Source organism: Pseudomonas sp. GXM4 (genome assembly GCF_008923895.1).
Lineage (GTDB): Bacteria > Pseudomonadota > Gammaproteobacteria > Pseudomonadales > Pseudomonadaceae > Aquipseudomonas > Aquipseudomonas atacamensis.
Map to the genome: position 1 here is coordinate 1 of NZ_WBRZ01000271.1, position 7237 is coordinate 7237.

General features: G+C 61.1%; 7 protein-coding genes. 5 read left to right on the forward strand and 2 right to left on the reverse strand.

Going from position 1 to position 7237, the window contains the following annotated elements; translation table 11 throughout:
- Positions 1 to 90 precede the first annotated feature (90 nt).
- On the reverse strand, positions 91 to 954 hold the full coding sequence (locus F8N49_RS23405) for a universal stress protein (RefSeq protein WP_016775117.1): 864 nt from the start codon (positions 952 to 954) through the stop codon (positions 91 to 93).
- A gap of 159 nt (positions 955 to 1113) precedes the next feature.
- Between F8N49_RS23405 and F8N49_RS23410 the strand changes: the two genes are divergently transcribed.
- From F8N49_RS23410 to F8N49_RS23420, 3 genes are all read left to right on the forward strand, one after another.
- A complete protein-coding gene (locus F8N49_RS23410) occupies positions 1114 to 1716 on the forward strand; it encodes a tRNA-(ms[2]io[6]A)-hydroxylase (protein WP_073471188.1) in 603 nt (200 codons plus the stop codon).
- A gap of 141 nt (positions 1717 to 1857) precedes the next feature.
- A complete protein-coding gene (locus F8N49_RS23415) occupies positions 1858 to 2565 on the forward strand; it encodes a winged helix-turn-helix domain-containing protein (protein WP_110645593.1) in 708 nt (235 codons plus the stop codon).
- Positions 2566 to 3852 (forward strand): ATP-binding protein, encoded by a 1287-nt coding sequence (locus tag F8N49_RS23420; protein ID WP_151552779.1) that lies wholly within the window; start codon positions 2566 to 2568, stop codon positions 3850 to 3852.
- 99 nt (positions 3853 to 3951) lie between these two features.
- Here F8N49_RS23420 and F8N49_RS23425 read toward each other — a convergent pair whose 3' ends face one another.
- On the reverse strand, positions 3952 to 4440 hold the full coding sequence (locus tag F8N49_RS23425; RefSeq protein ID WP_122700354.1) for a GFA family protein: 489 nt from the start codon (positions 4438 to 4440) through the stop codon (positions 3952 to 3954).
- 139 nt (positions 4441 to 4579) lie between these two features.
- Here F8N49_RS23425 and glsB point away from each other — a divergent pair, with 139 nt between their 5' ends.
- Complete coding sequence (glsB, locus tag F8N49_RS23430; RefSeq protein ID WP_151552781.1) at positions 4580 to 5488, forward strand: glutaminase B; 909 nt, start codon at positions 4580 to 4582, stop codon at positions 5486 to 5488.
- Between the two features lie 196 nt (positions 5489 to 5684).
- Positions 5685 to 7187: an aldehyde dehydrogenase family protein gene (locus F8N49_RS23435; RefSeq protein ID WP_151552783.1), complete on the forward strand. Its 1503-nt coding sequence runs from the start codon at positions 5685 to 5687 to the stop codon at positions 7185 to 7187.
- Positions 7188 to 7237: the final 50 nt, after the last annotated feature.

The following is a 7237-nucleotide window of genomic DNA, read 5'->3' on the forward strand; positions in this document are numbered from 1 at the left end:
CTTCGCGAGCAGGCTCGCTCCCACAGGGAAATGCATTCCAGATGTGGGAGCGAGCCTGCTCGCGAAAGCGCCAGTCAGACATGGCAATCCTCAGTGTTTTGCCGTCAATTCCACCAGATGATCCTCAACCTCCTGCGGCTTGAGTACCAGCACATCGCTTTCCAGCGTATCCAGTACCGCTTCCGCCGTATTGCCGATCAACGCGCCTGACAGACCACTGCGCGCCACCGTGCCAATTACCGTTACTGCCGCCTGCAGCTTGTGCGCCATGAACGGGATCAGCACATCTGCCGGGCCTTCCTCAACGTGCAGGTGCTCGTCATCGACATCGAACTCCGCCTGAAACGCCCGGCACTGCTCGCGGTATTTGGCTTCTATGGTCGATTTCAGCTGAAACGTCGGGTCCGCCGCCGAGAGCATCGGCGACGGATGCGCGGTAATCACATGCAGATGTGCCTTGGCCAGACTGGCGATGTCGTAGCCGTGATCAATGATGGTGCTGTGCAGATGCCGATGCTCACCATCGGCATTGCCGACATCGACGGCGGCGAGAATCACTTTGTCCTTCCACGAACCGGCGGTTTTCACCAGCAGCACCGGGGTAGGGCAGTGGCGCAGCAGCTTCCAGTCGGCCGGGGTCAGCAGGGCCTTTTTCAGCGAGCTGTCGGGGAAGTGCTGTTTGATCACCAGGCCGCAACCCTCGGCCTGCTGCACATCGATGATGGTTTCGTGCAGGCTCTCGTTCCACGCCTGTTCGGTGGTCACGCTGTAGCCTTCGGCGAGCAATGCCGCCTTGAGCACGCTGAGCAGGCCGGCGTGGTCATGCTTCTTGTCACACACCAGCAGATGCAGATGGGCCTGGGTGACACCGGCGATCAGCTTGGCGCGCTTGAGCGCCAGGCTTTCTGCATGTTCAGGTTCGATGACCACCAGAATGCTGCGAATGGCTTGCATGAGCGGAGTCTCCAGCAAAGAAAAGGCACGGCGTTGCACAACTATAGTTGCTACCCGAACGTCTGCGACTTGATGCATATCAACAGCCGCCGCTGGTGGTCTGCGGGCAGGCCGGTATAATCGGCGCCCTTCGCTCGAACACCTTTTACCGTGAGCCCCATGATCCTTCCCGAAATCCACGAATTCCTTGGCTGCCGCACGCCCGACGCCTGGGTCCAGGCGGCACTGGCCGATCAGGAAACCCTGCTGATCGATCACAAGAACTGCGAGTTCAAGGCCGCCAGCACGGCGCTGAGCCTGATTGCCAAGTACCACGCCCATGTCGACCTGATCAACATGATGTCGCGCCTGGCCCGGGAAGAACTGGTGCACCACGAGCAAGTCATGCGCATCATGAAACGGCGCAAGATCGAGTTGCGTCAGCTGCACGCCGGCCGCTACGCCTCGGGCCTGCGCAAAGTGGTGCGCAGCCACGAACCGGTGAAACTGGTGGATACGCTGGTGGTTGGCGCTTTCATCGAAGCGCGCAGTTGCGAACGCTTTGAAGCATTGGTGCCGCATCTGGATGAAGAACTGGGCAAGTTCTATTTCGGTTTGCTGAAAAGCGAGGCGCGGCATTTTCAGGGTTATTTGAAGCTGGCCTATCAGTATGGTGATGCCAAGGATGTCGCGCAGGTGATCGACCGCGTCCGTGCGGCCGAGCAGGAACTGATCGAATCGCCGGACGAGGAATTCCGTTTCCACAGCGGTGTGCCCGCCTGAATTTGTTAAAAACTCTTAAGAGTATGAAACATCACCGAAAACCGGCCCGAGTGGCCGGTTTTTGCTGTCTGCCGTCATCGCCTGTTCGATGAATGCCAGCATAATATCGGCCCTTCCACGTTTGGCTTGGCAACGGTTGTTATGGATAACCTGGGTTTCGGCAAAGTTCTGCTGGTCGAAGACGATGAGCGTCTCGCCGCACTGATCGCACACTTTCTAGAACAGCACGGCTACGAGGTGCGCACGGTGCATCGCGGTGATCTGGCCATGGCTGCATTCCTGGAATTCAAGCCGAAAGTGCTGGTGCTCGACCTGATGTTGCCGGGGCAGAGCGGTTTGCAGGTATGCCGGGAAATTCGCAGTGTCTCGGACACGCCGATCGTGATCCTTACGGCCAAGGAAGACGATCTCGATCACATCCTCGGTCTGGAGTCCGGCGCTGACGACTACGTGATCAAACCGATCAAACCGCCGGTATTGCTTGCGCGGCTACGGGCGCTGCAACGGCGGCAGACGCCGGACAGCAGCGTGGTGAGTTTTCTTGAGTTCGGGCAATTGAGCATCGATCGCAGTTGCCGGGAAGTGCGCCTGACCGGTGAGCTGATCGAGCTGACCACCATGGAGTTCGAATTGCTCTGGTTGCTCGCCAGCGCGGCGGGCAAGATTCTTTCCCGCGATGACATTCTCAATCGCATGCGCGGCATTGCCTTCGACGGCCTCAACCGCAGCGTCGACGTCTACATCAGCAAATTGCGCAACAAACTCAAGGACAATCCCCGCGAGCCGGTGTGCATCAAGACCGTATGGGGCAAGGGCTATCTGTTCAATCCGTTCGCGTGGGAGCTGTAGATGCTGCGCTTGTTCCTCGGGCTGTTTCTGGTGATGACGGTGGGTCTGGTGCTGGCCTTGCAGGCGGTCGAGCACACCTTCAATGCGTTGCTCGACAGCCAGACGCAGGATTACAACCGTGAAGCCGTGCGTGGTCAGGCGTGGTCGCTGGTCGATCATCTGCAAGGCCGCCAGGGCGCCGAGCGTGAACAGAAACTCGATTCATTGCGTGCGCATTACGGTCTGTCGCTGAGTCTGGTCGAGGCCGATCAACTGGCCCTGACACCGCAGGAAAAAGCCGAGCTCGCGCGGAACCTGTTGGTGATCCGCGACGATTACACGCAGTTCATCAGCAACATCGATGGTGGCTCGCAATTGCTCAGCATCAAGCTGCCGCCGGAGCCGAGTCTGATGCCGTTCTACATCACCGCGGCCTACATGATGCTCGCGGTACTGATCGGCATCGTGCTGTTTTTCTGGGTGCGCCCGCACTGGCGCGATCTGGAAAAGCTGCGGCTGGCGGCCGAGCGTTTCGGCGACAACGATCTGTCGGTGCGCATTCAGTTGTCGCGGCGCTCGAACATCCGCGATCTGGCCGAGCACTTCAATCTGATGGCGGCGCGCATCGAAGGCTTGATCGCCAACCAGCGCGAACTGACCAACGCGGTGTCTCACGAATTGCGCACACCGATTGCGCGGCTGTCGTTCGAACTTGATCAGCTCAAACAGCTACCGGACGCCAGCGAGAATCGCGAGCTGATCGCCGACATGTATGCCGACCTTGGTGAGCTGGAGGAGATGGTCTCGGAGCTGCTGACCTACGCCAGCCTCGAGCATGGCGCGACAGTGATCAAACGGGAGAATATTCACGCGGCCGACTGGCTAGACAGCGTCGTCGGCAGTGTGGCGCTTGAGGCCGAAGCAGTGGGGGTGCAGTTGTCGATCGCCGGTTGCCAGGTCGACACGGTAAGCATCGAACCGCGCTTCATGGCGCGGGCGGTGATCAACCTTTTGCGCAATGCCATTCGCTATGCCGAGCAGCGCGTCGAGGTGTCGCTGCAGCGCAGTGGCGATGACTATGAAGTGCGGGTCAGCGATGACGGCCCGGGTGTGCCGCTGGAGGGACGGGAGAAAATCTTCGAACCGTTTTCCCGACTGGACGCCAGCCGGGATCGGCGCACTGGCGGTTTTGGATTGGGCCTGGCGTTGGTGCGGCGGGTGTCGCAGTCCCATGGCGGGCAGGTTGAGGTTGGCGAATCGGTGTGGGGCGGGGCGTTGTTCAGGATGACCTGGGCGCATCTGGACTGATTGATATTGCCTGACCCGGCCCCTTCGCGAGCAGGTTCGCTCCCACAGGTGATCGCAATCCAAATGTGGGAGCGAGCCTGCTCGCGAAGGGCGCGGTGTTCAGCGAGTCACGCCGAGTCGCTCATGCCACTGGGCGATCGATTCTTCGGGATATTCATCGAACTGCTGATCATTCGGCTTCGCCTCGACTTCAACCCAGGGCGCTTTCGAGCCAAGCATCAGGTGCGTGTGTTCCGGCGGCACCGGCAGCGGCGTATCGATCGCCGAGGCGAATGGATGAATCAGCTCTGGCCACTCCGGGCTGAACAGCCACAGGCCGCTGCCGCACAGCGAGCAGAAGTGACGCTCGGCGCTGCTGCGATGGGCGCGTTTATCGCCTTCAGCTTTCATCTTCGCGTGATAGATGCTGATGTTTTTGCGTCCGCGAACCTTGAGAGTGGTCGCGTCGCCGCCAAGGTTGATCGCATAACCGCCGCCGCCCTGGGTCTTGCGGCAGATCGAGCAATAGCAGCGTTGATAGGGATAAGGATGGGCGCTGTCGAGGCTGAACGTGACTTCGCCGCAATGGCAGGAGCCTTCGAGGTGCATGGTGCTCTCCCGTGTCTGAATGGTCCGCTCCAGCCTAGAACATTCTGCCTGATGCTTGCCGGTGTGATGCGACCGGCGGGCGCAGCGTCTAGCCCCAGTGTCCCCGCGATCCCATGGGGCGAGACTTTCGGAACCCGGCATGCAAGCGCTGTTGAACGAGATCCTTGACGCGGTCCGGCCCCTGATCGGGCAGGGCAAAGTTGCTGACTATATTCCCGCCCTCGGCACGGTGCCGGCCAACCAGTTGGGAATCGCCGTGTACAGTAACGACGGCGAAATGTATTGCGCCGGCGACGCTGAAACGCCGTTCTCGGTGCAGAGTATTTCCAAGGTATTCAGCCTGGTGCAGGCCATCGATCACTCCGGCGAAGCGATCTGGGAGCGGCTTGGCCACGAGCCGTCCGGCCAGCCGTTCAATTCGCTGGTGCAACTGGAATTCGAGCGCGGCCGCCCGCGCAATCCGTTCATCAACGCCGGGGCGCTGGTGATCTGCGACATCAACCAGTCGCGCTTCGCCGCGCCGACATTGTCGATGCGCGACTTCGTCCGACGCCTGTCCGGCAACCCGCAGATCATGATCGACGGCAAGGTCGCCGAGTCCGAATACCAGCACCGCGCGCGCAATGCGGCGATGGCCTATCTGATGCAGTCGTTCGGCAATTTCCACAACGATGTCGAAGCGGTGCTGCGCAGCTATTTCAGCCATTGCGCGCTGCGGATGAATTGCATCGATCTGGCCCGGGCGTTCTGCTTTCTGGCCAATGACGGGTTCTGCAAGCACAGCGGCGAGCAGATCCTGACGCGCCGCCAGACCCAGCAGGTCAACTCGATCATGGCCACCAGCGGTCTGTATGACGAGGCGGGCAACTTCGCTTATCGCGTCGGCCTGCCGGGCAAGAGCGGGGTCGGCGGCGGTATCGTTGCGGTGGTGCCGGGGCAGTTCAGCGTGTGCGTGTGGTCGCCGGAGTTGAATGCGGCCGGCAACTCGCTGGCGGGGATGGCGGCGCTGGAACTGCTGAGCTCGCGGATTGGCTGGTCGGTGTTCTGACCCACCGGAACACCACATGACCCTGTGGGAGCTGGCTTGCCAGCGATGAGGCCCTGTCAGTCACTATAAATTTGCCTGAACCACCGCTATCGCTGGCAAGCCAGCTCCCACAGGTTTCTTTAGTGTTTGAGGAGGTGTATTTCAGCCAGTAATCCGCTACATTTTCCGGCCGCCCTCTGCATGGTGAATCCGCTTCATGTCTCTTGCGCTCGAACGTCTAGTCGCTGGCACGCCGATCCCTTTCGCTGGTAACCGCGTCACCGTGGTCAGCCCCGAACTGGCCGCGCGGTTTCAGCCCGGTGACCATCTGCTGGTCGAGCAGGTCAGTGGCGAGTTGTTGCTGATCCCCGTGGCCGATCAACAGGCCGCCTCGGTGGCAATCGAGCGTGCGGCTGCGGCATTCACAGCGTTGTCAGCGGTCTCCGATGAAGCCATCAGCCAGTTTTTCGATCTGTTCGCTCAGCGCCTGGAAAGTCCTGAATGCTGGACGCAGATCGAAGCCGCCAACCGCGCCGACATCGAACGGGCCAAGGCGCGCGGTCGCTCGACCACACGCTTGCTCGCTGATGAACGCATGCGCCGCGACATGATCGCCGGGCTGCGCGCCTGGCGTGATGCGCCACCGACCCGGGGCAAAGTGATCAGCAGTGTCGAGCACGATGGCTGGAAGGTTGAGCAAGTAGTCTCGCCGCTGGGCATCGTCGCGTTTGTCTTCGAAGGTCGGCCCAACGTATTTGCCGACGCCGCCGGCGTGTTGCGCACCGGCAATACGGCTGTGCTGCGTATCGGCAGCGATGCGTTGGGCACTGCGCAAGCCATCGTCACTCACGCCTTGAACCCGGCACTGGCCGAAGCCGGCTTGCCGGTTGGCGCGGTGTCGTTGGTGGAGAGCGTCAATCACGCCGCCGGCTGGGCGATGTTTGCCGATCGGCGTCTGTCGCTGGCGGTGGCGCGCGGCTCGGGCCGTGCGGTCAGTCAGTTGGGCAGCATCGCCCAGCAGGCCGGCACTGCCGTCAGCCTGCACGGCACCGGCGGCGCGTGGCTGATCGCCGACCGTGACGCCGACGCCACTCGCTTCGCGGCAGTGGTGCGCAACTCGCTGGACCGCAAGGTCTGCAATACCCTGAACGTCTGCCTGATTCAGCGCGAACGCGCCGATGAGCTGGTGCCGCTGTTCCTCGATGCCTTGAAAGACGCCGGTACTGCGCGCGGCCAAGGCTGCAAATTGCACATCGTCGCGGGCAGTGAAAGTTGCCTGCCAAGCGAATGGCAGAACGCAACAGTCGAGGTTTATCGCGCCGAGGGTTACCAGACCGAAGCGCTGGCCGAGTCTTTGCCCGAGTCGGAGCTGGGCCGCGAGTGGGAATGGGAAGAAACCCCGGAAGTCAGCCTGATGATTGTTGACGATCTGGATCAGGCGATTGCGCTGTTCAACCGTTACAGCCCACAATTCACCGTGTCGTTGATCAGCGAGGCGGCGGCGGTTCAGGAACGTTTCTACAACGCGGTGAATGCGCCGTTCGTAGGCAACGGCATCACCCGTTGGGTCGATGGCCAGTACGCGTTGAACAAGCCTGAGCTGGGTCTTTCGAACTGGGAGAGCGGGCGCCTGTTTGCGCGCAGCGCGATTCTTTCCGGCGATGGCGTGTTTACCGTGCGTAGCCGGATGACTCAGGTTGATCTCACGGTGAAACGTTGATCTGTTGATCGTTCCCACGCTCCGCGTGGGAATGCAGCCCGTGACGCTCC

Excerpts from the sequence above, each read along its gene's own strand:
- F8N49_RS23425 (WP_122700354.1), bottom strand. The coding sequence starts at position 4,440 with ATGCACCTCGAAGGCTCCTGCCATTGCGGCGAAGTCACGTTCAGCCTC.
- F8N49_RS23405 (WP_016775117.1), bottom strand. The coding sequence starts at position 954 with ATGCAAGCCATTCGCAGCATTCTGGTGGTCATCGAACCTGAACATGCA.
- F8N49_RS23435 (WP_151552783.1), top strand. The coding sequence starts at position 5,685 with ATGTCTCTTGCGCTCGAACGTCTAGTCGCTGGCACGCCGATCCCTTTC.
- F8N49_RS23420 (WP_151552779.1), top strand. The coding sequence starts at position 2,566 with ATGCTGCGCTTGTTCCTCGGGCTGTTTCTGGTGATGACGGTGGGTCTG.
- F8N49_RS23410 (WP_073471188.1), top strand. The coding sequence starts at position 1,114 with ATGATCCTTCCCGAAATCCACGAATTCCTTGGCTGCCGCACGCCCGAC.
- F8N49_RS23415 (WP_110645593.1), top strand. The coding sequence starts at position 1,858 with ATGGATAACCTGGGTTTCGGCAAAGTTCTGCTGGTCGAAGACGATGAG.
- glsB (WP_151552781.1), top strand. The coding sequence starts at position 4,580 with ATGCAAGCGCTGTTGAACGAGATCCTTGACGCGGTCCGGCCCCTGATC.